The sequence below is a fragment of the Stenotrophomonas sp. STEN018 genome (genome assembly GCF_056760235.1).
The window spans coordinates 1-1,199 of the sequence record NZ_JBRREK010000134.1; the positions used below are offsets into that span (position 1 = coordinate 1).

General features: G+C 59.7%; 1 protein-coding gene. It reads right to left on the reverse strand.

The window, feature by feature from the left end:
• Position 1: 1 nt before the first annotated feature.
• A protein-coding gene (locus ACVOMB_RS21030) for an IS3 family transposase (protein WP_481532931.1) occupies positions 2-1,137 on the reverse strand; the annotation gives its coding sequence in 2 pieces (ribosomal slippage) (positions 2-897 and positions 897-1,137; 1,137 coding nt in all).
• Positions 1,138-1,199: the final 62 nt, after the last annotated feature.

Genomic DNA, 1,199 nt, shown 5'->3' on the forward strand with positions numbered 1-1,199 from the left:
GTTATGAAAGGGTTGAGAACTTCAGATCGCGCTTGGCGGTCCTCCGTCGCATCCGGCGGTTGTGGAACCGCTCAATGTATTCAAACACATCGGCTTTTGCCACATCGAGTGCTGGGTAGCTCATTCGGTAAATCCGCTCGCGTTTGAGCATGCCAAAGAAACCTTCGCATGCAGCGTTGTCGCCGCAATGTCCGACCGCGCTCATCGAGCACACCAGCGCATTGGCTTTCAGGTAGCTCTGATAATCGCCACTTCGAAATTGACTGCCACGATCGGAATGTAGGATTACCAGATGGCGGCCCTGACGCTGCCAGACAGCCATCTGCACTGCTCGAATCACCATCTGCCGGTCTTGTCGGTGATGCATCGACCAGCCCACGACACGCTGGTCAAACAAGTCCAAGACTACACACAGATACAGCTTGCCCTGTTGCGTCTTGATCTCGGTGATGTCGGTGACCCACTTAGTTTCTGGCTCCAGCGCAGTGAAGTCCCGCTCCAACCAGTTACGCACGCCCGGGGGCGCCAGCGCAGGCCGGCTACGCTGGCCGCGACGCTTGGGCCGCGGCCAGCCCTGCAAGCCATCGCCCGCCATCAATCGAGCCACGCGATTAAGACTGACGGATTCCCCATCATCAACCAGGTCTTCCCGCATCCGGCCTGCACCCAACACGCCACGGCTGTCCTCGTGCAGTTCACGGATGCGCCCGAGCAAGCGTTCGTTGTCGAGCTGACGGGGGCTGGCCAGGCGCTTGCTCCAGTCGTAATAACCGCTGGCCGATACCCGCAGGCACCGACACATCAGTCGAACCGGAAACGCATCGCGGCAACGTTCGATCACCTGATACCTCAGGATGATCCCTTGGCAAAGAACGTGGCCGCTTCTCGCAAAAAATCCCGTTCCTTCTTCACCCGCGCCAGCTCTCGTTTGAGCTGGGCCAGCTCCTCGTCCCGGGGCGTGCCCGTACCCACAAAGGCCACTGGGCCCTGGCTCTGGGCCTCACGCCTCCAGCGGGTCAACAGTGTGTCCCGAATCCCCAATTCCCGTGCTACTTGGGCGCAACTGACGCCGGGATGGTTTGCCTGTTCAACTGCGCCACGCTTGAACTCTGCACTGAACTTCCTTCGCTTCGACATGAACACTCCTCAAGGCCTCGGTCGGCCTTCTCGTAAGTGTCCGTGATAACGGGGGTGAACCC